We start from the raw sequence: 24,574 nt of genomic DNA, 5'->3' as shown, positions 1-24,574 counted from the left end.
CTCCCCATCACATCGGACGGCCCGTGAACCCTCCGTGAGCGGGTCGTACCGGCTCCGGCGGGAGACGCCGGCGGGGCCGCAGCGGAACGACCCGCGCCAGCCGGGTGGTCGTCGACTCGACGTCACGGACGCGCATCGGCTCGGTCGAGGGCTCCGCCGCGTCCCCCGCCGCCGGAAGCGCGGCCCGGACCCGGCCCGGCCGCACCGGCACCCTCGCAAACGCGCGGGTGGGCGGCTCCGCCGGGGCCGCCGCGGCCGCGTCCGCGTCCGCCGCGTCCGCCGCGTCCGCCGCGTCCGCCGCGTCCGGACGGTGCGACCGGTACAGGCGGGCGTACGGCTCGTGGTGCGCCACCAGTTCCGCGTGGGTGCCGGCCGCCGTGATGCGGCCCCCGTCGAGGAAGAGGATCCGGTCCGCGTCGGTCACGGTGAGCAGGTCGTGCGAGATCACGAGGGTCGTCCGCCCCCGCATGAGGCGCCGCAGGGGGCCGAGGACCCGGCGGGTCGACTCGGCGTCGAGCCCGGTGGTCGGTTCGTCGAGCAGCAGCACGGGGGCGTCGCGGATCATGGCGCGGGCGATGGCCAGGCGCTGGCGCTGGCCGCCCGACAGCATCCGGCCGCGCTGCCCGATCCGGGTGGCGTAGCCCTCCGGGAGGGCCGAGACGAACTCGTGGACGTCGGCGGCCACGGCGGCGGCCACGACCTCCTCGTCCGAGGCGTCGGGCCGGCCGTAGCGGATGTTCTCGGCCACCGTGCCGTCGAACACCAGGGTCTCCTGGAGCACGGCGGCGACGTTGCGACGCAGGTCGGCCAGCGCGAGGTCGCGCAGGTCGATCCCGTCGAGCAGGACGGCACCGCGGTCGGGGTCGTGGAACCGCAGGAGCAGCGTGGTCAGGGTCGTCTTGCCGGCGCCGCTCGCCCCGACGACCGCCGTCGTGGTGCCGGGCACCAGCACCGCCCGCAGCCCGGACAGGGTCGGGCGCTCCGCGCCGGCGTAGGTGAAACCGACGTCGCGCAGCTCGAGCACGCCGGTCGCGCGGCCGTGCCGGCGCGGGACCGGGCTCTCCTCCACCGCGGGCCGCTCGTCGAGGATCTCGATGACCCGCTCGGCACCCGCGGCCGCGGTGAAGAGCCCGTTCCAGAGGTTCCCGAACCCGCTGACCGGTCCGTAGAGCTGGGAGAGGTAGGCGACGAAGACCAGCAGGCCGCCGAGCGTGACCCGGTTCTGGGCGATCTCCCACACCGCCAGCCCCACGACGAGGAGGACGCCGACGGTCTCGAGGAGGCTGGAGAACGGTGCGTACAGCGCTTCGAGACGGGTCGCCCGCAGCTGCGCCCGCACACCGGCCAGGTTCTCCCGCTCGAACCGGGCGACCTCGTGCTCGCGCCGGTCGTAGGCCTGGACGAGGGCCACGTTGCCGAGCGCCTCCTCGGCCACGGCGGTGAGCGAGCCGGCGCGGCGGCGCCGCTCGCGGGACGCGGTGCGGATCCGCCGGGAGAAGGTCCGCGCGAGGAGCAGGAAGCCCGGCGCGGCGACGAACGCGGCCAACGCGAGCTGCCAGTTCACGAGGATCATCGCGGTGGCGTAGAAGACGATCTGGAACGCGTAGGTGACCGCCACGTTGACGCCCGAGAGCGTCAGCGACTCGATGGACCCGACGTCGCCCGTGAGGCGGGAGAGGACGTCGCCGAGCTGGATGTTCTGGAAATAGCTCAGGGACAGCCCGTGCAGATGGCGGTACAGCTTCGTACGCAGGTCCGCGACGAACCTCTCGCCGATCCAGGTGGACAGGTACTGGTCACAGAAATTGATTCCGCCCTCGAGCAGGGTCAGGCCGACATAAGCTCCGGCGACGAGCGGGAACAACCGGTAGTCGTGCGGGGTGAGGACGTCGTCGACGAGCACCTTGAACAGGTAGATGCTCGCCGTGCCGAGCGCCGGGGCCGCCGTGGCGAGGAGCAGGCTCAGCAGCAGCCGTCCGCGGTAGGGCCGGGTGTCCGGCCAGAACCGGGCCGCGACCGTCCGGAGCCGGGCAGGTCGGGACTGCGCGACCAAGGCCCCGTCGTCGGGATCCACCGGTTCGCTGTTCGTCGTGCCCATACCCTTCCTGAGCTGGTCGTTCGGTCCCGACCGGGCCGCCGGGGGCCCGGTCGGTCCGGTCGGTCCGGGACGGGGCCCGTCGCTCGGGGCGACGGGCCCCGCTGCCACTGCTAGGTCAGCAGCCCTTGTGCGCCGGGGGCGGGCAGTGACGCCCCTCGTGGTGCTTCTTGTGGTGCCAGGAGACCGGCTTCGGCTCCTCGTGGCACTCCGGCTTCGGCTCCCACTTCTTGACCGGCTTCTTGGGGGCCCAGTGGCCGCACGGAGCAGACATCTCTTTGCCTTTCTTGTGGGGAACGGGACCCCGGTTCGGGATCGCCGTCGGGAATATCGGCATACCCCCGCTCGCGTTTCCACTCCCGCCGGTCATCACTCGAACGGCCCATGCATTCCGGCAGGAATCCGCCAGCTCGGACATCGGTCGAATGCATTCTTCCGACAGCGGTCGTGAAGTGACCGGAAAGGGACTGTTCCCGCGCAATCAGACGGACGGAGCGGAATTCCTGTGCGTCGGCTGTGTCCGACGTGAGAGAAAGGTGGTGCGCCGGCGAGGGCGCTAGATCACCCGGGAGACGGTCGGCATGAGACCGCCCGAGTATCGCACGGGAGAGATCCGCACGGACGCGCCGGAGTACGGGGCCTCGATCATCTTCCCGTTCCCGATGTAGAGGGCGATGTGGTAGACGCGGCCGTTGCGGGCCCACGACAGCATGTCCCCGGGCTGCATCTGCGCGAGCGGGACCTGGTCGCCGTAGGCGTGCTGGTTGCCGCTGTAGCGCGGCAGCTGCACGCCGACGCCGGCGAAGGCGTAGAGCATCAGGCCCGAGCAGTCGAAGCCGACCTTGCGGTAGTCGCCGAAGGCGTCGGCGACGCCCCCGTCGCGGATGCCGAGCGACGGGCCCCGGGCCGTGCCGCCGCCCCAGGCGTAGGTCACGCCGAGCTGCGACATCGCCCGGTCGATCACGGTCTGCACCGCACCGGACCCGGTGCGACGCGTCGTGGGCGGGGCCGCCGACGCCGACGAGCCCGCGCGCCGCGCGGCCTCCTCGCGCGCCGCGCGCTGCCGGGCGGCCTCGGCCTCCTCCTGCGCGCGCTGCCAGTCCTGGAACCGCTGCCGCTGTGCGCGCAGTCCGGCGTCGGCGTTCTCCGCGGCGTCGAGCTGGGCCTGGACCTGCGCCTGCTCGCCCGAGACCGCGTGCAGCCGCTGTGCCTGTTCGTTCGCGGCCTGCTGGGCCCCGGCCAGGGCCTGGTCCGCGGCGGTCTTCGCGTCGGCGGCCGCCTGCCGCCGCTGCTCGGCCTCCTCCTGCGCCTTCCGCGCGGTGGAGTCCGCGTTGGCCTGTTGGACGCGGGCGCGCTCGAGGCCGTCGAGGGCGGCGGCCTGCTGCTGGGCGAGGGCGTCGGTGAGCTGCGCCCGGTCGACGAGGTCCTGCGGCCCGGTCGCGGTGGTGAGCAGTCCGATCGGCCCGAGGTCGAGGCCTTGCGAGTAGGTGCCGGCGACGAAGTCGTCGAGCCGGGTGCGGGCGGCGTCGACGGCCTTGCCGGCGGTCAGGGTCTGGGCCCGGGCCGAGTCGGCCCGCGCGGCCGCGGCGTCGGCCTCGGCCTGGGCGCCGGTCAGGACGTCGAGCGCCTGGTTGGCGGACTCGTGCTGCTCGGCGACCTGGATCTGCAGGTCGTCGGCCTCCGCCTGGAGCTCGGAGAGCCGCTGCGTGAGCCGGGCGACGTCGGCGGCCCGACCGTTCACCGCGTCGCGGCTGTGCTGGAGATCCTCGTTGCTCGGGTTCGGCGGCGGGGTCGGGTCGGGCGCGGCACCGGCGGTCGCCACGGAGGTCACGGTGAGCAGCGTGACGAGCAGGACCAGCAGCAGCGCCCGCGCGATCCGCACCGCTCTCCCCCCACCGCTGATCGACTGGATCGTCGGCACCTTGGCACCGGCGTGTCGTCACGGCGGGTCGCCACGCCGGTACACCGCGGCAACTTCCTCCACTCGGAGGATGGTGCACCGGGCAGGCAGTCCTCCTCGCTGGACCGAGAGACGCAGTGCATCTCGGTACTTCCACCCTGTTCGGGCAGCGGCGGGTCCACCATGATCCCTCCCGACGCATCCGGTCCCGGGTGCCCGACGAGGGGTGGGAACAGTGAGCGACGGCGGACGGGACCCCGGGGGCCCCGCGGACCGGCAGTGGCCCGACCCTCAGCGGTCCGACCAGCAGTGGGCGGGCCACCAGGCGGCGGGCGGGCACGGGGCCGACCGGCAGTGGGCCCAGGGTCCGAGTGTGGGCGCACCGCCCGACCCGTACCGGCAGGACCACCCCGCCCCGACCCCGCACCATCCGACCCAGCAGTACCCGACCCAGCAGTACCCGACCCCGCAGTACCCGACCCCGCAGTACCCGGCTCCGCCGTACGGGGGTGGTCCACCGACCTGGGGGCCGCCGCCGGGGTACGGGGGCGGCGACGGCGCCCCCTCGCCGAAGAAGCGGCGGTGGCCGCTGATCACCGCGATCGTCGCGGTGGTCGCGCTCCTGGCGGGCGGGGGCGCGGCGGCGTGGGCCCTGCTCGGCGGCAGCGGCGGCGCGAGCACGCCGAACGGCGTGGTCACCGCGCTGGCCGAGGATCTGGAAGGCCGCGACTACCTGAGGGTCTACACCCGGATCGCCCCGAACGAGGCCACGCTCCTCACCGACCTCGGCTCGGTGCTCACCACGGAGCTGCAGCGCCTCGACGTCCTGCGTCCCGACGCCCGCGCCGACGCGAGCCTCGACACCGTGACCTTCTCCGGGCTGCGCTTCGACGAGGCGGGCGCCGAGCAGGTCCGCCCGAACGTCACCATCACCAAGCTCGTCGCCGGCACGATCACGACGACGCAGGACCCGGCGAGCCTGCCGTTCACCGACTCGTTCAAGGCGAAGGTCTACCCGAACGGCACGCCACCCGCGGAGGTCCCGCGAACGATCGACATCGCACAGGTCGTGCGCGAGCAGGGTGGGCCGATCCGGATCGCCACCGTGCAGCTCGACGGCGAGTGGTACGTCAGCGGCCTCTACACCGCCGCCGACTACGCGCTGCGCGACGCCGCGGAGCCGTGGCCCACGACATCGGTCGACGCCCGCGGGGCCGGCTCCGCGCAGGACGCCGTCCGCGACCTGGTCCAGGCCGCGCTCGACGCCGACGTCCGCCGCGTGATCGAGCTGACCGATCCCACCGAGATGGCTGCCTTGCACGAGGCCGGACCCGCCCTCGTCGACGGCGCGGCCGGCGCGCGGCCCACGGGCGCGAGGATCGTCGACCTGCGGACCACCGAGACCGACGTCCGGGGGCACACCGCGCTGTCGCTGGCGAGCCTGACCGTCGACGACGGCGCCGGCGCGCAGGTCACCCTGACCCGCACCGGGGACTGCCTGACGATCAGCGGCGTCGAGGGCGCACCGCCGCAGCTGTGCGCCAATCAGCTCGGCTCGCTCGTGGGCGCCCAGGTCGGCTCCTCCCCCGCCCTGCAGGAGCTGACGCCCCGGCTGGCCACCGCCGTGCTGAACGTCAAGGTGGTCACGACCGAGGACGGCGGGTCCTGGTACGTCGCCCCCGGTCAGACCGTCGTTCAGCTCTATGCCGACCTGCTCGGCGCCCTGCGGCCCGGTGATCTCGACGCCCTGATCGCCGGCAACTGACGCCCGACCCACCACCGCCCGACCCGACGGCCCGGCGGCGCACCCGCGCCGCCGGGCCGTCGCGCGTTCCCGGCCGGTTTCGGGGTACGCCCGTGACCTGCGACCCCCTGGCTCGACCCCGTATATAGGACAGGCGTACTGTTTGGGGCGGGACGGGGGTCACCCTGCCGTGGAGCCCACGGTGCGCGAGACTCCCGCGGGACACCCGAGAAGACGCGCCCACCACGCCACCAGGAGGAGAGCCGACAGTGGCCAGTACCGACAGCTTCGGAGCCAAGGGAACCCTCGGGGTCGGGGGCAGCGAGTACGAGATCTTCCGGCTTTCGGCCGTCGAGGGCTCGGAGAGACTGCCCTACAGCCTCAAGGTGCTGCTGGAGAACCTGCTGCGCACGGAGGACGGTGCCAACGTCACCGCCGACCACATCCGGGCGCTGGCGAACTGGGACCCGACGGCCGAGCCCGACACCGAGATCCAGTTCACGCCCGCCCGCGTGATCATGCAGGACTTCACCGGCGTCCCCTGCGTCGTCGACCTCGCGACCATGCGCGAGGCCGTGACCGAGATGGGCGGCGACCCGTCGAAGGTCAACCCGCTCGCCCCGGCCGAGCTGGTCATCGACCACTCGGTGATCATCGACATCTTCGGCCGGCCGGACGCCTTCGAGCGCAACGTCGAGTTCGAGTACGAGCGCAACCGCGAGCGCTACCAGTTCCTGCGCTGGGGCCAGGGCGCGTTCGACGAGTTCAAGGTCGTCCCGCCGGGCACCGGCATCGTGCACCAGGTCAACATCGAGCACCTGGCCCGCACGGTCATGGCCCGCAACGGCCAGGCCTACCCGGACACCCTGGTCGGCACCGACTCGCACACCACGATGGTCAACGGCCTCGGTGTGCTGGGCTGGGGCGTCGGCGGCATCGAGGCCGAGGCCGCCATGCTCGGCCAGCCGGTCTCGATGCTCATCCCGAAGGTCCTGGGCTTCAAGCTCACCGGCGAGATCCCGGCGGGCGCCACCGCCACGGACGTCGTGCTCACGATCACCGAGATGCTGCGCAAGCAGGGCGTCGTCGGCAAGTTCGTCGAGTTCTACGGCGAGGGCGTCGGCGCGGTGCCGCTGGCCAACCGCGCCACCATCGGCAACATGAGCCCGGAGTTCGGCTCCACCGCCGCGATCTTCCCGATCGACGACGAGACCGTCCGGTACCTCAAGCTCACCGGCCGCTCCGCCGAGCAGGTCGCGCTGGTCGAGGCCTACGCCAAGGAGCAGGGCCTCTGGCACGACCCGAAGGCCGAGCCGCGGTACTCCGAGACCCTCGAGCTGGACCTGTCGACGGTCGTCCCGTCGATCGCCGGCCCGAAGCGCCCGCAGGACCGCATCGAGCTCGTGCAGGCCAAGGAGGCGTTCCGGTCGTCCCTGGTCGACTACGCCTCCGCGCCCGACCAGACCGACCCGGACGACGCCGCGTCGTCGGGCTCCACGGTCGACGAGGCCGGCGAGGAGTCCTTCCCGGCCAGCGACCCCGCCTCCCCGGCGCACGACGGCAACGGCGACGCCGGCAAGCCGCACGCGCCGATCTCCGCCGCCCGCGGTTCCGGGGGCCGGGCCACCAAGCCGACCAAGGTCACCATGGGTGGCAACGAGTTCGAGATCGACCACGGCGCCGTCGTGATCGCCTCGATCACCTCCTGCACGAACACGTCGAACCCGTCGGTCATGCTGGGCGCGGCCCTGCTGGCCAAGAACGCCGTCGACAAGGGCCTCGCGGTCAAGCCGTGGGTGAAGACCTCGATGGCGCCGGGCTCGCAGGTCGTCACCGACTACTACGAGAAGGCCGGCCTCTGGCCGTACCTCGAGAAGCTCGGCTACCACCTGGTCGGCTACGGCTGCACCACCTGCATCGGCAACTCCGGCCCGCTGCCCGAGGAGATCTCGGCCGCGGTCAACGAGGCCGACCTCGCCGTGGTCTCGGTCCTGTCCGGCAACCGCAACTTCGAGGGCCGGATCAACCCGGACGTCAAGATGAACTACCTGGCGTCCCCGCCGCTGGTCATCGCCTACGCCCTGGCCGGCACGATGGACTTCGACTTCGAGCAGCAGCCGCTGGGCAAGGCCACGGACGGCACGGACGTCTTCCTCGCCGACATCTGGCCGTCCGCGCAGGACGTCCAGGCGACGATCGACAACGCCATCACCGAGGAGATGTTCGCCAAGGACTACGCGGACGTCTTCCGGGGCGACGAGCGGTGGCGCTCGCTGCCCACGCCGGAGGGCCGGACCTTCGAGTGGGACCAGGAGTCGACCTACGTCCGCAAGCCCCCGTACTTCGAGGGCATGGCGAGCGAGCCGGCCCCGGTCGAGGACATCACCGGCGCCCGCGTGCTCGCGCTGCTCGGGGACTCGGTCACCACCGACCACATCTCCCCCGCCGGCGCGATCAAGCCGGGCACCCCGGCTGCGCAGTACCTCGACGAGCACGGCGTGGAGCGCAAGGACTACAACTCGTTCGGCTCGCGACGCGGCAACCACGAGGTGATGATCCGCGGCACGTTCGCGAACATCCGGCTGCGCAACCAGCTGCTCGACGACGTCTCCGGCGGCTACACCCGGGACTTCACCCAGGACGGCGCCCCGCAGGCGTTCATCTACGACGCCGCGCAGAACTACGCGGCCGCGGGCACCCCGCTGGTCGTGCTGGGCGGCAAGGAGTACGGCTCGGGCTCGTCGCGCGACTGGGCGGCCAAGGGCACCGCGCTGCTGGGCGTCAAGGCCGTGATCGTGGAGTCCTTCGAGCGCATCCACCGCTCGAACCTCATCGGCATGGGCGTGATCCCGCTGCAGTTCCCGCAGGGCGAGTCGGCCTCGTCGCTGGGCCTGGACGGCACCGAGACCTACGACATCGCCGGCATCACCGAGCTCAACGAGGGCCGCACCCCGCGCACGGTGAAGGTGACCGCCACGAAGGACTCCGGCGAGAAGGTGGAGTTCGACGCGGTCGTCCGCATCGACACCCCCGGTGAGGCGGACTACTACCGCAACGGCGGCATCCTGCAGTACGTGCTCCGGGGCATGCTCGCCTCCTGAGCCACGGTCCGACGCGAGGGCCCCGCACCCGGTTCACGGGTGCGGGGCCCTTCGTCGTCTAGATCATCCGCGTGCCTTTGCACGACGGACAGACCTTCGACCGCTTGCAGGTGGGACAGGCGTCGTACCCCACGCTGAATCCTTTCCGAGCGATCCGCCCCTCACCCCTGCAGGAGGGGCACTGCCCCGTCGCCTTGCACAGCACGCACTTCTTCTTCGCCACCGCGTCCCCCCGCGTCCGTCCCCAACCATCCGATCTTCCCCTGTCGGAGCGCACCGGGGCTCTGCCGAACGTCGCAATTGCGCCCTTCCGGACCAGGGCTCCGGTGTGGCCGCGCTGAATGTCCGGTCTTCTCCTGTCTGGTGCGCAAGGCGTGGGACGGGGCTCGTACGGTGAGCCCGTGGTGGTGCTGTGGGCCGGGCTCGTGGTGGTGGTCGGCGCGGTGGTGCAGGGAACGGTCGGGTTCGGGATCGCGCTCGTGGCGGCGCCGCTGCTGGCGCTGCTGGACCCGCAGTACGTCCCGGTCCCGCTGATCGTCGTCGCGGGCGCGCACGCCGTCCTCGCGCTGGTCCGGGAGTGGCGCGACGCCGACTGGCGGGGCGTGGGGTGGGCGCTGACCGGGCGGCTTCCCGGCGCGGTGCTCGGCGCCACGGTCGTCGCCCTGCTGCCGTACCGGGAGTTCGCGACGTTCGTGGCCGTGGCGGTGCTGCTGTGCGTGGCCGCGTCGCTGGTGCGACTGCACCTGCGCCCGACCCGGCCCGCGCTGCTGGTCGCCGGGGCGGTCAGCGGGGTGTCCGGCACGGCGGCCGGGATCGGCGGGCCGCCGGTCGCGCTGCTGTACCAGAACGAGAACGGCGCGACGGTCCGCGCCACCCTCGGTGCCTACTTCGGGCTCGGCACGCTGCTGTCCCTGGGCGTGCTCGCCGCCGGCGGCCAGGTCGACGGGGCGCACCTGCTCCAGGGTGTGGTGCTGATCCCGTTCATGGCCGCCGGGTTCCTGCTGTCGAACCCGCTGCGCCGGCTCCTGGATCGGGGCTGGACCCGCCCCGCCGTCCTGGGCCTGGCCGCGGCGACCGCCGTCGCGTTGCTGGTCCAGGCGCAGTTCGCGTAGCAGCCGGTCGCGCGCACTCCCGGGGTCGGCAGTACCCGGCGGGGCTCAGCGGTTCAGGAGGCCAGCCAGTCCAGGGCGACGGCGGCGGTCCAGGACTGCATGGCCGAGCCGAGGGCCTCGCCGGTCATCGGGTCGAAGTACTCGGCGAACCCGACGTGGCGCAGCGAGTCCAGTGCGGCCTCGCGCAGCGCGGCCGCCCGGGCGGTGTCCCCGCCGTCACGCAGGCCCTTCCAGTACAGCCAGTTGACGATCGGCCAGACCGGGCCCCGCCAGTAGTTCCGCGGATCGAAGCACTCGGCGCGCGGGCTGGTGCTCGGCAGCATCGCCCAGCGCAGGTCCGGGTGGCCGGTGAAGTCCGCGGAGTCGAACAGCGCCCGGGCACGGTCGCGCTGCGCGGCCGGTGCGCCGGCGTCGAGCAGGGAGGACATCCCGGCGAACGTCGCGACCTCGATCGGCGCGCCCGTGCCCAGGTCCACGTCGTGGACCATCCCGCTGGCGGCGTCGGTCGCCGCCGCGATGCCCGCGCGGGCCCGGTCGATCCAGGCCCGGATCGTGGCGCGGTCGGCCTGCGTGGCCCCGACGACGTCGGCGATCTCCAGCAGCGCCCGGTTCGCCATGATCAGCACCGAGGTGAAGAAGACGTCCTTGACCAGGAACGGGTAGCGCTCGTGGATCACGGCGTCGTCGTAGCGGTACCGCTTGAGCAGCTCGAGCAGCCAGAGGAAGCGGTCGTAGTGCGCGTTCGTGGGGCGCTGCCCGGCGTCGGCGACGTGCTGGACGTCGCGCCGGGTGTACGGCGGGACCTCGCCGACCTCGAGCCGGCCGAGCACACCGTCCCAGCGCGGGGAGTTGTCGATGCCCTCCCACGGGTGGTACGTCGTGACCAGGCCGGACGACGACGGGTCCCGGTTCTCGGCCAGGTACCGGTGCCAGGCGAGGAGCTGCGGGAAGAGCAGACGCAGCCGGGAGCGGATCTCCGGCTCGGCCTCGGTCCCGAGGGCGACCTCCCAGACGCGCGCCACGGCGATCGCGTGGACCGGCGGCTGGCAGATGCCGCTGGTCTCGGCCACGCCCACCGGCGCCTCCGGCGACACCTCGACGGCCCAGCGCGCGGGGTCCGGGAAGTACGACTCCGGCCCGGCAAGGGGGTTGAAGACGATCTGCGGGACCATCCCGTTGCGCCACTGCGCCTCGAACAACCGCTGCTGCTCGGTCATCGCCCGGCGCACGTCGACGTGGGCCCAGCCGATCGACACGAAGGCACTGTCCCAGCTCCACTGGTGCGGGTAGAGCAACGGCGCCGCCTTCGTCCAGCCGCCCATGTCGTTCGTCCGCAGCACCCCGACCGCGTGCGCGCCGAGGCCGGTCTCGGTGAGCGCGGCGCCGTACGCGGCGTGGGCCGCCCGGGCGTCGCGGCCGGGAGGAGCCGGAGGAGCCGTGGCGCGAGCGGTCGGACGAGGGCCGGCGTCGGGCTCCGTGCTCACGGGAGATGCGCTTCCTTCCGGCGTATTCACGGCGCTGATCGGCATCAGCAGTACTGAACCGCAGGGTAACGACGGGTATCCGACCGCTCAATACCTCGCCGTTCGCTCCATCGGACTCGCCGCCGACGCGTTACGCCGTCCGGCTCGCCGTTCCGCGCGTCAGACCGCGGTGGCCAGGGAGAGGGCGAAACGGCGGTCGGGGTCCGCCCACCAGCGGACGAGGTCGAAGCCCACCTCGGCCAGCATCTCCCGCACACCGGCCGGCCGGAACTTCGCCGATATCTCGGTGCGCATCTCCTCGCCCTCGACGAAGTCGACGGTGAGGTCCAGCTCCTCCACCCGCACCCGCATGTCCTTCTCCGCGCGCAGCCGCATCTCGATCCACTCGTGCTCGGCGTCCCACACCGCGACGTGCGCGAACGCCTCCGGGACGAAGTCGGCGCGCAGCTCGCGGTTGAGCACGTGCAGGACGTTGCGGTCGAACTCCGCGGTGACGCCCGCGGCGTCGTCGTAGGCGGCGACCAGCGTGGGCTCGTCGATCACCAGCCCCGTGCCGAGCAGGAGCTGCTCGCCCGGCTCGAGCACCGAGCGGACGTGCGCGAGGAACGCCGTGCGCTCCCCCGGCCGCAGGTTGCCGATCGTGCCGCCGAGGAAGGCGATCATGCGGCGGCCGCCGGCGGGCAGCCCGGTGAGGTCCTTCGTGAAGTCACCGACCACGCCGTGCAGCTCCAGGTCGGGGTACTCGGTCTCGAGCGCGTCCAGCGCCCCGCGCAGGGCCGCCTCGCTGACGTCCTGCGGGACGTACCGGCGCAGGGTGCCGGCCGCCCGGAAGGCGTCGAGCAGCAGCCGGGTCTTGGTCGACGAGCCCGACCCGAGCTCGACGACCGTGTCGGCGCCGGAGGCCTCGGCGATCGCCGCGACCGACTCCTCGAGCAGGGCCCGCTCGGTGCGCGTCGGGTAGTACTCCGGGAGCTCGGTGATCTTCTCGAAGAGCTCGCTGCCGCGGGCGTCGTAGAAGTACTTGGGCGGCAGTTCCTTGGGGTCGGCGGTGAGCCCGGCGCGGGCGTCGGCCCGTAATGCGGCCTCGGCGTCGGCCGCGGTGAGATGGACATCCAGCTCGGTTAGGCGGTTCGGCCGGGTCATGATCGTGCTCCTCGCGGTGTGTCCGGGCGGGGCCTGGGGTCGAGCAGGATCGCTGCTCAGGGATGGGGCGCGCGGGTCCCGCGGTCCGGGATCCGGGTGTCGGTGGCGGTGTCGGTCGCGGTGTCGGTCGCGGTGTCGGTCGCGGTGTCGGTCGAGGTGACGGCCGCGGTGTCGGTCGTGCTGTCGGTGGCGCTGTCGGTCGGGGTGACGGCCGGGCCGATCGGGCGCCGGTCGAGCCGGCCCGGTGCGGCGACGACGAGGTGCCGGTCCGGTACCGGCTCCCAGCCCGGCCCCGCGTCGGTCGGCTCCGACGCCACCGTGGCCGCATCCTCGGTGACCCGCACCGACAGTGCGTGGTCCCAGGCGGTGCCCCAGATCGTGACGCCGTCGGTGAGCAGGAGGTTGAGCCGGGAATGCGGTGCGGCGGCCTCGACCGCGAGGACGGTCCCGGACAGCACCCGCGCCGGGTCCTCCCCCGCCCGCAGCCGGTGCCGGACCAGCGCCCAGAGCAGTGCCGCGTCGGTCGGGGCGTCGAGGGTCAGCAGGTCGACGACGGGCAGCCGGGAGGCCAGGTCCGCGACCGAACGGGGCCAGCCGCGCACCACGCCGTTGTGGCTGAAGAGCCACCGTCCCTCGGCGAACGGCGCGGCTGCCGTGCTGGTGACCGGCATCCCGACGGTCGCCGAGCGGACGGCGGCCAGTACCGCGGAGCTGCGGGTGGCCGCGGCGAGCGACGCGAACGACCCGTCCGACCAGATCGGCTCGGCCGAGCGGTACCGCGCGGGTTCGGGCGCGTGGCCGTTGCCGCCCGGCTCTGCGGGCGGGTACCAGCCCGCACCGAACCCGTCGGCGTTCACCGTGCCCCCGCCGCGCATGTCGGCCGGGGCGTAGGACTGGTGCAACAGCCCGTGCGGCGGCTCCAACAGCAGGGCGGAGAGCGTGGTCGGCGGGCCCAGGTGGGCCAGGTGGCGGCACACGTCAGGCGCGTGGGTCCGCGTGCTCGGCGGCGTCGGCCGCCGACGCGTCCCGCGCGCAGCGGAAGCCGGAGAAGATCTGCCGACGGATCGGGTGGTCCCAGTTGCGGAACGTGCTCCGGATCGCCGACGGGTCGGTGCCGAACGAGCCGCCGCGCAGGACCTTGTAGTCGCCGCCGAAGAAGACCTCGGAGTACTCGCGGTACGGGAAGGCCTCGAACCCCGGGTACGGGTGCCAGCCCGAGTCGCACCACTCCCAGACGTCGCCGATCAGCTGCTCGACGCCCAGCGGCGACGCCCCCTCGGGGTAGGCGCCGACCGGCGCGGGCCGCAGGTGGCGCTGCCCCAGGTTGGCGTGCCGCTCGGTCGGCGACCCGTCACCCCACGGGTAGCGCCGGCTGCGCCCGGTGGCGGGGTCGAAGCGCGCGGCCTTCTCCCACTCCGCCTCGGTGGGCAGCCGCTTGCCGGCCCACCGGGCGTACGCCGCGGCCTCGTGGAAGCAGACGTGCACCACCGGCTCGTCGGCCGGCACGCGCTCGACCACGCCGAACCGGCGCCGCCACCACTCGCCCGCGGGGTCCCGCTCCCAGAACTGCGGTGCGACCAGGCCCTCGGCCGAACGGTGCCGCCAGCCCTCCTCGCTCCACCAGCGCGGATCGGTGTAGCCGCCGGCCTCGACGAAGGCGGCGTACTCGCCGTTGGTCACCGGGTGGGTGTCGATCCAGTAGGCGGGCAACGGGACCGGGTGCGCGGGGCGCTCGTTGTCCAGCGCCCACGGTTCGGTCGAGGTGCCCTGGGTGAACGCCCCCGCGGGCACCAGCACCTCGCGCGCGGCGAGGCGACGCCCCGGCGGCGGCTCGGGGGCCTGCAGCACCGGTGCCCCGGCCCGCAGCTGGTGGGTGGCCAGCATGGTCTCGTCGTGCTGCTGCTCGTGCTGGACGATCATGCCGAAGGCGAAGCCCTCGTGCTCCAGCCGGCGGCCGCGTAGCGGGCTGCGCTCCAGCGCGTCGAGCGCCTTCTCCCGCACCTCGGCAACATAGCGTCGGGCCTCCGGCGGGGTCAGCAGGGGCAGCTCGACGCGGCTGGCCCGGCTGTGCTGGAAGGCGTCGTACAGCCCGTCGATCTCGGGGCGCAGCGGCGGGCGGCCGCCGACGTCGCGCACCAGCCAGAGCTCCTCCTGGCTGCCGATGTGCGCGAGGTCCCAGACCAGCGGGGACATCAGCGGCGAGTGCTGGGCGACGAGGTCGCCCTCGTCGACCGCGTCGGTGAGCCCGGTGCTGCGGGCACGGGACCGCTCGAGCAGCCCCGCGACGTGGGTGCGGAGCTGCTCGGCGGCGTGGAAGGGGTCGGTCTCGGGCGTGATCGTCACGGGAGTGCTCCCTCCGTCGGGGACGGGATGATCTCGAGCGTCTCGAGAGGGCCGCCGGAGGGCGGTTCCCCGGGCAGCGGGTCGTCGGCGGGGCAGCGGCCGGCGGCGACGCGCCGCTCGGTGACCTCCACCAACCGGTCCAGCAGGCCGGGCGGCGGGTCGAGCGCGGGCAGCTCGGCGCACGCCAGCGTGAACACCTCGACGGCGGCCGCGGCGAGGACACGGTCCTCGAGTCCGTGCCGGGCCGCGGAGGTCCAGCGCAGCCGGGCGGGCGCACAGATCTCCCGCACCCGGTCGACGACCGCGCGCCGGGCGGTCAGCGCGGCGAGCACGGCGACCGGGAGGGCCCAGTCCGCTCTCTGCTGCCCGTCGACGTACCGGACCTCGAGGAACCCGCGCGGCCGGACCGGCGGGAACAGCGTGGAGATGTGGTACTCCAGGTCGGCGACGGTCGGCCTGCGGCCGGGCAGCCGGCCCTCGACCCAGTCGGCGAAGGTCACGCCCTCCGGGGTGGACCATTCCCCCGCGCCGCGCACGCAGAGCAGCGGTGTGCCCACCACCCGCTCGGCCCACGCCGCGGCCGGGTCGCCCTCGACCGACGACGGCGGCGCCGTGCGGGCGGGATCGAGGGCCAGCCAGGCGGCCAGCCGGCTGGACTTCCAGCCGGTGCGCCTCCCGTGCAGCAGCGGCGAGTTCGCGAACGCGGCCACGAGGACCGGGCCCAGGTCGTGCAGCATCGCCCAACGGGCGGGCAGGTCGGCATGCTCCCCGGCGTCGAGCGCGACCTGGACCGCGGACGTGGAGCACATGCCGCTGCGGCCGTGCGGGCCGAAGCGGTCGAAGGCGCGCTCCATGGCGCGGTAGCGCGGGAGCTGCAGGAGCCGCCGCGCGGGCCGGACGGGATCGGCGGCGCGGGGTTCGGGGGTGAGGCCGCGGGCGGCGAGCCGGTCGTGGAGGGCGGCGGAGTCGGCCTCGACGGTGGCGACGAGGGCGGCCAGCCCGGCCGTCGGGGGGCTGGCGAGCTCGACCTGGCCACCGGGCTCGACGGTGACGACCGAGCCGTGCGGCAGCGGGGCGGCGGGGGATCCGGGGACGAGCGGGGCGGGGGCGTGCGGGCCGAGCGCGCCGAGCAGGTCGGCGAGATCGGCGGGGTCGGCGGGCCGGGCGGGGCGCAGGAGCCATTCGAGCTCCACGCCCACGTACCGTGGGGGTCCGTGCTTGAAGCAGACCGAGGCGACGTAGGCCTCGGCCTCCGCCCGGCTGCGCAGCTCGGTACCCGCCGCGGGCCGTTCCGCCCCCCGGGCCGTGGAGCTGGGTCCCGCCTGCACCGGGACCCCGGACGGCGCGGGAACGCCCTCCGGCCCCGGGACGGCGGGCACGATCCCCGCGTCTGGAAGCACGGATCGAACGCTACCCGCGGGGTCCGACAGTTGCAGGCCCTTCTCGCGGCCTTTCCCGGACCCGTTCCCGCGGCCTGCGCCACAAGACGTACGTACGGGATACTGGACGCGTGCCCCGTGTGAGTACCGACCAGCTCGCCGCCCGGCGCCAGCACATCCTCGACGGCGCCCGGCGGTGCTTCGCCGCGCACGGGTACGAGGGGGCGACGGTCCGGCGGCTCGAGCAGAGCACGGGGCTCTCCCGCGGCGCGATCTTCCACTACTTCCGCGACAAGGACGCACTGTTCCTCGCCCTCGCCGAGCAGGACGCCCGCCGGATGGCCGACGTCGTCGCCGAGCAGGGCCTGGTCCAGGTCATGCGGAACCTGCTCGACGGCACCCGCGCCGACGCGCGGGACCACGACGGGGTCGCGGCAACGGGTCCGGCCCCGGATCCCGACGGAGACCTCAGCTGGCTCGGCACCCGTCTCGAGGTCTCGCGGCGGCTGCGCACCGACCCGGACTTCCGCGAGCGCTGGCAGGCGCACTCCGCCGAGCTGACCGCGGCCACCCGGGAGCGGCTCGAGCGGCAGGCCGCCGCGGGGGCGCTGCGCGACGACGTCCCGGTCCCGGTGCTGGCCCAGTACCTGGAGCTGGTGCTGGAGGGGCTGGTGTCGCACCTGGCCATGGGGCTGCCGGCCGACGCCCTCGACGGCGTGCTGGACCTCGTCGAGCAGAGCGTGCGGACGCTGCGCGGCTGATCCCGGCAGGCGGGCCCGCCGGCCCCGGAGGGGGTGTGGGGCCGGCGGGCAGGTCGGGAGCGGACGGGTCCTGCGGGACGGCTAGGCCGGCTCGACCTCGACGCGCGTGTCGGAGAAGGTCGGCGCGTTGCCGAGGTCGGCGAACTCGGTGGGGTTGACCGCGTTGACCGTGGCCAGGCCCTTCGCCTGCGAGCGCCACTGCCCCATCGACGCCAGGACGACGCCGCGGGCCACCTCGTCGGACACCGTGACCTTGACGAGGAACTCCCCGCGCTCGTTGAAGACCCGGACCAGCGAGCCCTCGACGATCCCGCGGGTCTCCGCGTCGGCCGGGTGCACGATCGCCGACGGCTCGCCCTGCACCCGCTGCTGGGCGCCCAGGTTCCCGTAGGACGAGTTGAGGAACGCGTGCGCCTTGGGCGAGACGAGGTGCAGCGGGTAGTCGCTGCGCGCCGGCGGGATGTAGTGCGGCAGTGGGTCGACCTCGCCGCCCGGCTGGGCCTCGTTCGACCCCTGCCGGAAGAGCGGGAGCACGAAGTTCCCGCCCGCCGCGGCGGCGGAGAGGAACTCCTGCTTCCCCGACGGCGTCGGGAAGCCGCCCTCGACGTGCGGGGCGTACCGGTCGGCGTCGGGCAGGTTCAGCCGCGCCCAGCCACTGCGCCCCAGCGACTCGGGGGTGAGGCCCTCCAGCGCCGGGGCGGACCAGTCGTAGGCCTGCGCGATCAGCTCCTCGTCGGTCATCCGGAAGCACTCGTCGTCGAACCCCATGGCGGCGGCGAGCCGCCGGAAGAGCTCGGTGTTGGGGATCGCCTCCCCCACCGGCGGGATCGAGGGCCGGTTCAGCCCGATGTAGAAGTGTCCCCACGAGAACATGACGTCGAGCTGCTCGAGCTGGGTGGTGGCCGGCAGCACGATGTCGGCGTACTGCGCGGTGTCGGTGAGGAACTGCTCGCTGACCACGGTGAAGAGGTCCTCGCGGGACAGCCCCGCGACCATCCGCTCCTGGTCGGGGCACACGACCAGCGGGTTGGCGTTGTAGACCATCAGCGCGTGGATGCCGGGGTCGAGCCCCATCTCCCCGGTCAGCGCCTTCCCCAGCAGGTACTGGTTGACCACCCGGGTGCCCTCGGGTCGCAGCTGTGGCTGGGAGAGCGCGTCCCAGTTCACCGGGAAGGCCCACAGCGGCAGCGCGAGCAGCCCGCCGCCGGGCTTGCGCCAGGCGCCGACGAGCCCGGGGAGACAGGAGATCGCGCGCACCGTCTGCCCGCCGCCGGAGTGCCGCTCGATGGCCACGCCGATCCGGATCATCGACGGCTGCCCGGCCGCGTACTCCCGGGCCAGCGTCCGGATGTCCTCGGCCGGGATGCCCGTCTCCTCCGACGCCCACTCCGGGGTGCAGTCGCGGACCCGCTCCGCGAGCTCCTCGACACCCACCGTGTGCTCGGCGACGTACTCGGCGTCGGTCAGGCCCTCGGCGAGGATGACGTGGATCAGCGCGAGGGCCAGGGCGCCGTCGGTGCCCGGGCGGATCGGGATGTGCCAGTCGGCGCGCCTGGCCGTGCGGTGCCGGACCGGGTCGATGACCACGACCTTGGCGCCCCGCTTCTGCGCCTCGGCCACGAACGGCCAGAGGTGCAGGTTCGTCGAGACCATGTTGCAGGCCCAGATCACGATGTAACGCGAGTGCACCAGGCTCTCGGGGTCGACGCCCGCCGTCGGGCCGAGGCTCATCACGTACGCCGTCGACGCGCCGGAGTCGCAGAAGGTGCGCTCGGCGACGGTGGCGCCCAGCCGGTTGAAGAAGGGGTCGCCGACGTTGAGCCCGTTGAGCGTGCCCTGGGTGCCCAGGTAGCTCACGGGCATGATCGCCTCGGGCCCGTGCTCCGCGACCACGCCGCGGAACCGGTCCGCGATCTCGGTGATCGCCTCGTCCCAGGTGATCGGCGCGAACCGGCCGGAGCCCTTCGGCCCCGTGCGGCGCAGCGGCGTGGTGACCCGGTCCGGGCTGTAGACCCGGTCGACGTAGTTGTTCACCTTCACGCACAGGCCGCCGCGGGTGAACGGGTGGTCGGGGTCGCCCCGCACACCCGTAGCCCTGCCGTTCTCGACCGTGACCAGCATGGAGCACCCGTCGGGGCAGTCGTGCGGGCAGATCGCGCGGTGGGTGCCCGTCTCCCCGACGGCGAGGAGGGGCAGGTCGGCGAGGGTCATCGCGGTCGCTCCGGGGTCGTGGTGGGTGACTCATCCTGGTGCGCGCCGGCCCGGCCCGGCTTGGCACCGAGCGACCGGAGGTGGGCAGCGAGTGACCGGTGGTGGGCACCGAGCGACGACCGCCGGGCGCTGAGCGACGGGCACCGACGGCGGGGAACCGGCGGACGGAGGCGTTGACGCGCCCGCACCACACTGCGAACCTGCGTCTGGTTCCCTCCGGAGCGAGCCGGCGGGAGTGCCGCCGTCAGCGCAGGAGGTGACCGTGGTCCTCGCACCCGGATCGGCGCCCGGCGGCACGGACCGACACGCCACCCGCCGCTTCGACGAGTGGCGGGACACCATCCGGCACGACTTCGTGGCCCTCGACATCGCCGCCGACCGCCGGATCGGGACGTTCACCGGCGCGGTGCGCAACGCGACCGTCGCCCACCTGCAGGTCTCGGAGGTCTCCTCGGTCGACCAGGTCTGCCGGCGGACACCCTCGCTCGCCGCGGCCGACGACCAGGAGTTCCTGCAGATCGGGATGATCACGCGGGGCACCGGCGTGCTGGAGCAGGACGGTCGCCGCGCCGCCCTCGCCGGCGGCGACTTCGCCGTCTACGAGACCGGGCGGCCGTTCCGCTGGCGGCTCGGCGGGGACTGGTGCCTCGAGGTCTTCACCTGGCCGCGCGCCTCCGTCGGGCTCGACGCCGGGGAGTCCGTCCGCGCCACCGCGCTGCGGATGGACGGCCGGGAGGGTCTGTCCGGGATCGTCGGCGGGATGCTGCGCGGGCTGCTCGCCGCACCACCGCGGCTGACCCCCGCCGGCGCCGCGCGGGTGGCCGACGAGACCGGCGACCTGGTGACCACCCTGGCCGTGGAGCACCTGGCCGGGCCACTCGCCGTCGACCGGCCGCAGCAGGCGTTGCTGCGGGAGATGCTCACCTACGTCGGCACCCACCTCGCCGATCCCGCCCTGGGTCCGGCCGCCGTGGCACGGGCGCACTTCGTGTCGGTGCGCCAGCTGCACCGGCTCTTCGCCTCGACCGGCGAGACGGTGAACCGGCGGATCCGCCGGTTGCGTCTGGAGCACTGCCGCCGCGAGCTGGGCGACCGGCGGCGGGCCGGCGAGCCGGTCACGGACGTCGCGCGGCGCTGGGGCTTCCCCGACCTCGCCACCTTCAGCCGGGCCTTCCGGACCGCGTACGGCGTGTCCCCCACCGCGTACCGGGGCCGCCACCTCGCCCCGTGAACCCGGAACTCGCTCTGCCGGAACTCCCGACTCGCGCCGCCGGAACCCCCAATTCGCGCTGCCGGAACTCCCGACTCGCGCCGCCGGACTCCCGACTCGCGTCAGAGGGCGGCGAGGATCCGGTCGAGGTGGGCGAGGTCCTCCGGCGGCAGAGCGCGCAGGATCGGCGGCGGGTCGCCCAGGATCGCCCCGGCGGTGGCGGCGGCCCGCTCCCCGTCCGCCGTGACGCTGACGATCTTGCAGCGCCGGTCCTCCGGATGGTGCTCGCGGCGGACGAGGCCGCGCTTCTGCAGCTCGTCGACCACGACGGTGGCGTAGGGCCGGTCGACCGACAGCCGGTCGGCGAGGTCGGAGAGCGTCCCCGGCTCGCGCGCCACCGCGAGCAGCGCCTTGACCCGCACGAAGCTCAGCCCGACGGCCTCGCACGCCTCGCGCCGCCGGTCGTGCTGGTCGACGACGAGCGCCCGCATCCGGCCCCAGGCCCGCACGGCCGGGTCGGCGGGGTCGAGCTCCCGGACCTCGCGCTCGCGCTCGACCGTCACGACACACCCGCCCGGGCCGGCACGTCCGAGGTGGCGAAGAGCTCGGCGGTGTGGCCGGCGGTGCGCCGCGCCCACGCCGTCGTCGAGACCAGGCCCAGCACGAGGACGGCGACCCCGCACCCGATCTGCACCGCCCAGCCGACGTGGGTGGCCGCGGCGAGCCCGGTCGGCAGCGGCCCGACGACGGACGCCGTGACCGCCGAGCCGATGATTGCGACGCCGAGGGCCGTGCCGACCTGCCGGCTCGTGGACGCCACCGCCGAGGCCACCCCGGCCTGCGCGGCCGGCATGCCGGAGACGGCGGTGTTGGTGATCGGCGGGTTGACCATGCCGAACGCGATCCCGAACAGCACGTAGGCGGTGATCAGCACCCACAGCGGCGAGTCGGTGCGCAGGGTCAGCAGCACCGCGCCGGACAGCACGAGCCCCGCCCCGCCGACGACGAGCGGGATCCGCGCCCCCCGGGTGGCGACGAGCCGCCCGGCGACGGTCGGCAGGACCGCGGCCATCGCGGCCATCGGCAGCGTGAGCAGCCCGGCGTGCAGCGGCGAGTAGCCGCGGGCGGACTGCAGGTAGAGCGCGTTGACGAAGAGGAAGCCGGCGAGGCTGGCGAAGGCACACACCGCGATCACCGTGGCGCCGGCGAACGGGACGCTGCGGAAGAAGCGCGGGTCGAGCAGGGGTTCCGGCCGGCTCCGCTCCCACGGCAGCAGCGTCACCAGCGCGGCGGCCGCCGCGACCGCGCAGCCGAGGACCCACGGCGAGGTCCAGCCCTGTGCCGGGCCCTCGATGATGGCGAAGGTGGCGCCGCCCAGCAGCACCGCCATCAGCACCTGGCCCACCGGGTCGAGCCGCCGCGGCCGCGGGGCGCGGGACTCCGGCACGAACCGGGTCGTCGCCACGACGGCGGCCACGACCACGGGCACGTTGATCCAGAACACCGACCGCCAGCCGACCGCCTCGACCAGCGCGCCGCCGATCAGCGGGCCCAGCGCCATGCTCAGCCCGACGACGCTGCCCCACGCCCCGATCGCACGGGCGCGCTCGCGGGGGTCGGTGAAGACGTTGACGATGATCGACATGGCGACGGGGTTGAGCATCGCCCCGCCCAGCGCCTGCACCACGCGGAACCCGACGAGCGCCCCGGCCGAGGGCGCGACGCTGCACAGCAGCGAGCCGACGCCGAACAGGACCAGCCCGATCCGGAAGATCCGCTTGCGCCCCACCCGGTCCGCGGTCGACCCGGCCAGCATGAGCAGGCTCGCGAGGGTGAGCGTGTAGGCGTCGATCGTCCACTGCAACGAGGTGACCGACGCCGACAGATCGGCCTGGATCGACGGCAGCGCCAGGTTGACGATGGTCGAGTCCATGCTGACCACGAACAGGCTGGAACAACAGATCACGAGCACCAGCAGGCGGTGCCTGCGGTCGAGCTCGGGCACAGGGCCCCTCCGAACGACGGTGGTTGCGGCAGCACAATCGTTAGCATGCTACAACCGATCCGGTCGCCGGGTCAGCGCCTGAGAGGCAGATCGCCCTGGTCGTGCGTGTGGTCCTCGTGGGTGTGGGGGCAGCCCGGGACCAGACAGGCGGCGTCCGGCAGGTCCGGATCGGCGAACTGGGTGCGGTGCAACGCGGCGTAGCGCCCCTCCGCGGCCAGCAGCTCGGCGTGCGTGCCCTGCTCGGTCACCCGCCCGGCCTCGACGACCGCGATCCGGTCCGCGGCGCGGACGGTCGACAGCCGGTGCGCGATGACGATCGCGGTCCGCCCCACCAGCGCCTCGGCCAGGGCCTCCTGCACCGCGGCCTCGGACTCGGAGTCGAGGTGCGCGGTCGCCTCGTCGAGCACCACGACCGGCGGCCGGGCCAGCAGCAGCCGCGCGATCGTGAGCCGCTGCCGCTCGCCGCCGGAGAGCCGGTAGCCGCGCTCCCCCACGACGGTCTCGAGCCCGTCGGGCAGCTGGTCGAGCAGCTCGCCGAGCCGGGCTCGGCGCAGGGCCTCGCGCAGCTCGCCGTCCGTCGCCTCCGGGCGGGCGTAGCGCAGGTTGGCCGCGATGGTGTCGTGGAAGAGGTGCCCGTCCTGGGTCACCACGCCGACGGCGCCGCGCAGCGCGTCGAAGGTCAGGTCCCGGACGTCGACACCGGAGAGCTCGACGGCGCCGGAGTCGACGTCGTAGAGCCGCGGGAGCAGTGACGCGATGGTCGACTTCCCGGCCCCGGACGGCCCGACCAGCGCCAGCAGCGAGCCCGCCGGCACCTCCAGGTCGATTCCGTGCAGCACCTCACCGGGGGCGCGGCGGTCCAGCACGGCGACGTCCTCCAGCGAGGCGAGCGAGACCTGCTCGGCCGTCGGGTAGGAGAAGTGGACCGCGCGCAACCGCACCGACACCGGGCCGGGCGGCAACGCGCGGCCGTCCGGCCGCTCGGTGATCATCGGCTCCAGGTCGAGGACCTCGAAGACCCGCTCGAACGCGACCAGCGCGGTCATGATGTCCACGCGGGCGTTGGCCAGTGAGGTCATCGGTGTGTAGAGCCGGGTGAGCAGCAGGGCGAGGGTCACGACCGTGCCCGGCTCGATCCGCCCGGTGACGGCGAGCCAGCCGCCGAGGCCGTAGACCAGCGCCTGGGCCAGCGCGGAGACCAGCGACAGGGACGCGACGAAGACCCGGGACACCATCGCCGTCCGGACCCCGATGTCGCGGACCCGCTCGGCGCGGTCGCCGAACTCGCGCGCCTCCTCCCGCGGCCGCCCGAACAGCTTGACCAGCGTGGCGCCGGCCGCCGAGAACCGCTCGGTCATCTGCGTGCTCATCGACGCGTTGAGGTTCGCCGAGTCCCGCCGCAGGTCGGCGATGCGCCGGCCCATCCGCCGGGCGGGCAGCACGAAGATCGGCAGCAGGACCAGCGCGAGCACGGTGACCTGCCACGCCAGCCCGATCATCACGGCGAGCGCGAGGGTCAGCTGGATGACGTTGGACAGGACGCTCGCGAGCGTGGTCGTGATCGCCGACTGCGCGCCGATCACGTCGTTGTTCAGCCGGCTGACCAGCGCGCCGGTACGGGTTCGCATGAAGAAGGCGACCGGCATGCGCTGGACGTGCGTGAACACGGCGGTGCGGAGGTCGACGATCAGACCCTCGCCGATGCGCGAGGAGAACCAGCGGGTGGCCAGCCCGATCAGCGCCTCGGCCACGGCCAGCGCGGCGATGGAGAGCGCGAGCGTGACCACCCGGCGGGCCGCGTCGGCGCCACCCGCGACGATCGCGTCGACGACCCGGCCGGCGAGCAGCGGCGTGACGACGCCGATGACCGCCGTGCCGGTCGTGAGCAGGAGGAAGGCCAGCAGCCAGCCCCGGTAGGGCCGGGCGAACCGCCAGATCCGCGGGATCGTCCCCTTGGCGACGGAGCGCGGGGCGTCGGCCGCCCGCGTCATCCCGCGCATGATCGTGAGCGGCCTGTCCACACACCTCACCCGAACCGCATCATGGGGCCACGACGCGTCGCCGGAGGCCGAACCCGAGATCCAGG

At 73.9% G+C, this 24,574-nt stretch carries 17 protein-coding genes; 5 read left to right on the top strand and 12 right to left on the bottom strand.

The genetic code is table 11. The features are described from left to right. Nucleotides 1-7: 7 nt before the first annotated feature. The 3 genes from LWC33_RS01035 to LWC33_RS35700 form a co-directional block, all read right to left on the bottom strand. Entirely contained in the window at nt 8-2,098 is a 2,091-nt protein-coding gene (locus LWC33_RS01035) for an ABC transporter ATP-binding protein (protein WP_233302189.1), read from the bottom strand. A gap of 115 nt (nt 2,099-2,213) precedes the next feature. Next, the gene (locus LWC33_RS01030; protein ID WP_233302188.1) at nt 2,214-2,369 is read right to left on the bottom strand and encodes a hypothetical protein; all 156 of its coding nucleotides are present in this window, start codon (nt 2,367-2,369) and stop codon (nt 2,214-2,216) included. Between the two features lie 282 nt (nt 2,370-2,651). Beyond that, complete coding sequence (locus tag LWC33_RS35700; protein WP_233302187.1) at nt 2,652-3,977, bottom strand: NlpC/P60 family protein; 1,326 nt, start codon at nt 3,975-3,977, stop codon at nt 2,652-2,654. Nucleotides 3,978-4,230: 253 nt separating this feature from the next. Between LWC33_RS35700 and LWC33_RS01020 the strand changes: the two genes are divergently transcribed. The 3 genes from LWC33_RS01020 (at nt 4,231) to LWC33_RS01010 (ending at nt 9,952) form a co-directional block, all read left to right on the top strand. Continuing rightward, nucleotides 4,231-5,760, top strand: a complete 1,530-nt coding sequence (locus tag LWC33_RS01020) for a flagellar basal body protein FliL (RefSeq protein ID WP_233302186.1) — start codon at nt 4,231-4,233, stop codon at nt 5,758-5,760. A 248-nt stretch (nt 5,761-6,008) separates the two neighbouring features. Further along, nucleotides 6,009-8,840, top strand: a complete 2,832-nt coding sequence (locus LWC33_RS01015) for an aconitate hydratase (RefSeq protein WP_233302185.1) — start codon at nt 6,009-6,011, stop codon at nt 8,838-8,840. Nucleotides 8,841-9,241: 401 nt separating this feature from the next. Beyond that, nucleotides 9,242-9,952 (top strand): sulfite exporter TauE/SafE family protein, encoded by a 711-nt coding sequence (locus LWC33_RS01010; protein ID WP_233302184.1) that lies wholly within the window; start codon nt 9,242-9,244, stop codon nt 9,950-9,952. A gap of 53 nt (nt 9,953-10,005) precedes the next feature. Here the strand turns inward: LWC33_RS01010 and ggh are convergent, their stop codons facing one another. From ggh to egtA, 5 genes are all read right to left on the bottom strand, one after another. After that, nucleotides 10,006-11,436, bottom strand: a complete 1,431-nt coding sequence (gene ggh / locus LWC33_RS01005; RefSeq protein ID WP_233302183.1) for a glucosylglycerate hydrolase — start codon at nt 11,434-11,436, stop codon at nt 10,006-10,008. 159 nt (nt 11,437-11,595) lie between these two features. Beyond that, nucleotides 11,596-12,579 (bottom strand): L-histidine N(alpha)-methyltransferase, encoded by a 984-nt coding sequence (egtD, locus tag LWC33_RS01000; RefSeq protein WP_233302182.1) that lies wholly within the window; start codon nt 12,577-12,579, stop codon nt 11,596-11,598. 56 nt (nt 12,580-12,635) lie between these two features. Continuing rightward, nucleotides 12,636-13,556 (bottom strand): ergothioneine biosynthesis protein EgtC, encoded by a 921-nt coding sequence (gene egtC / locus LWC33_RS00995; RefSeq protein WP_443719523.1) that lies wholly within the window; start codon nt 13,554-13,556, stop codon nt 12,636-12,638. A 1-nt stretch (nt 13,557) separates the two neighbouring features. Then, entirely contained in the window at nt 13,558-14,922 is a 1,365-nt protein-coding gene (gene egtB / locus LWC33_RS00990; RefSeq protein WP_233302181.1) for an ergothioneine biosynthesis protein EgtB, read from the bottom strand. After that, nucleotides 14,919-16,322, bottom strand: a complete 1,404-nt coding sequence (gene egtA / locus LWC33_RS00985; protein ID WP_233302180.1) for an ergothioneine biosynthesis glutamate--cysteine ligase EgtA — start codon at nt 16,320-16,322, stop codon at nt 14,919-14,921. The genes egtB and egtA overlap by 4 nt, the downstream gene beginning before the upstream one ends. A gap of 110 nt (nt 16,323-16,432) precedes the next feature. On the opposite strand from egtA, the gene LWC33_RS00980 reads away from it, so the two are divergent. Further along, on the top strand, nt 16,433-17,062 hold the full coding sequence (locus tag LWC33_RS00980; RefSeq protein ID WP_233302179.1) for a TetR/AcrR family transcriptional regulator: 630 nt from the start codon (nt 16,433-16,435) through the stop codon (nt 17,060-17,062). Nucleotides 17,063-17,143: 81 nt separating this feature from the next. Here the strand turns inward: LWC33_RS00980 and LWC33_RS00975 are convergent, their stop codons facing one another. Next, nucleotides 17,144-19,273 carry a molybdopterin-containing oxidoreductase family protein gene (locus tag LWC33_RS00975; protein ID WP_233302178.1) on the bottom strand — a complete coding sequence of 710 codons (2,130 nt, stop codon included), beginning with the start codon at nt 19,271-19,273 and terminating at the stop codon, nt 17,144-17,146. Between the two features lie 262 nt (nt 19,274-19,535). Between LWC33_RS00975 and LWC33_RS35695 the strand changes: the two genes are divergently transcribed. Next, nucleotides 19,536-20,504, top strand: a complete 969-nt coding sequence (locus LWC33_RS35695) for an AraC-like ligand-binding domain-containing protein (protein ID WP_233302177.1) — start codon at nt 19,536-19,538, stop codon at nt 20,502-20,504. Between the two features lie 101 nt (nt 20,505-20,605). Here the strand turns inward: LWC33_RS35695 and LWC33_RS00965 are convergent, their stop codons facing one another. The 3 genes from LWC33_RS00965 to LWC33_RS00955 all read right to left on the bottom strand — a co-directional run bounded on the left by LWC33_RS00965 (nt 20,606) and on the right by LWC33_RS00955 (nt 24,488). Further along, on the bottom strand, nt 20,606-21,046 hold the full coding sequence (locus tag LWC33_RS00965) for a MarR family winged helix-turn-helix transcriptional regulator (RefSeq protein ID WP_233302176.1): 441 nt from the start codon (nt 21,044-21,046) through the stop codon (nt 20,606-20,608). Beyond that, on the bottom strand, nt 21,043-22,488 hold the full coding sequence (locus tag LWC33_RS00960) for an MFS transporter (protein WP_233302175.1): 1,446 nt from the start codon (nt 22,486-22,488) through the stop codon (nt 21,043-21,045). Before LWC33_RS00960 ends, LWC33_RS00965 begins: the two co-directional genes overlap by 4 nt. Nucleotides 22,489-22,559: 71 nt before the next feature. Then, nucleotides 22,560-24,488 (bottom strand): ABC transporter ATP-binding protein, encoded by a 1,929-nt coding sequence (locus LWC33_RS00955; protein ID WP_255690453.1) that lies wholly within the window; start codon nt 24,486-24,488, stop codon nt 22,560-22,562. Nucleotides 24,489-24,574 lie beyond the last annotated feature (86 nt).

The organism is Pseudonocardia terrae (assembly GCF_021343995.1).
GTDB classification, from domain to species: Bacteria; Actinomycetota; Actinomycetes; order Mycobacteriales; family Pseudonocardiaceae; genus Pseudonocardia; species Pseudonocardia terrae.
This window is presented reverse-complemented; position numbering and strand designations above follow the sequence as displayed.

Coding starts and splice junctions, on each gene's coding strand:
- LWC33_RS00955 (WP_255690453.1), bottom strand. CDS start 24,488: ATGCGCGGGATGACGCGGGCGGCCGACGCCCCGCGCTCCGTCGCCAAG.
- egtD (WP_233302182.1), bottom strand. CDS start 12,579: ATGACCCGGCCGAACCGCCTAACCGAGCTGGATGTCCATCTCACCGCG.
- LWC33_RS01030 (WP_233302188.1), bottom strand. CDS start 2,369: ATGTCTGCTCCGTGCGGCCACTGGGCCCCCAAGAAGCCGGTCAAGAAG.
- LWC33_RS01035 (WP_233302189.1), bottom strand. CDS start 2,098: ATGGGCACGACGAACAGCGAACCGGTGGATCCCGACGACGGGGCCTTG.
- LWC33_RS00975 (WP_233302178.1), bottom strand. CDS start 19,273: ATGACCCTCGCCGACCTGCCCCTCCTCGCCGTCGGGGAGACGGGCACC.